Raw genomic sequence first — 298 nt, 5'->3', positions numbered from 1 at the left:
TTATTATAAGGTCTACAGTCTCATAGCTCAGCTGGTTAGAGCGCTACACTGATAATGTAGAGGTCGGCAGTTCGAGTCTGCCTGAGACTACTTAAGTCGAAGGGAGTTTATCTGAGATTATTTTTTAGTCATATTGACAGGATGCATATAATGTAAACAGTCATAAAGACAATAGGCATCAACTTATAATATAAAACAAGTAGTATCTAATTGGTTTTAGATATTACAGCAATACCCCACCATCTACTTTATGTAAATGGTTTTTATTTATCCCCTTTTGGAGATTGATAAGGGGTTG

General features: G+C 35.2%; 1 tRNA gene. It reads left to right on the top strand.

Annotated features, from left to right (window positions below):
* The first annotated feature begins 16 nt into the window (after positions 1–16).
* Positions 17–90: transfer RNA gene (locus CXF67_RS00305), tRNA-Ile, on the top strand.
* Positions 91–298 lie beyond the last annotated feature (208 nt).

Origin of the sequence: Psychroflexus sp. MES1-P1E (assembly GCF_002836055.1) — a bacterium.
Taxonomy (GTDB): domain Bacteria; phylum Bacteroidota; class Bacteroidia; order Flavobacteriales; family Flavobacteriaceae; genus Psychroflexus.
Note: the sequence above shows the minus strand (reverse complement) of the source record. Positions and strands in the feature narration are given on the sequence as shown.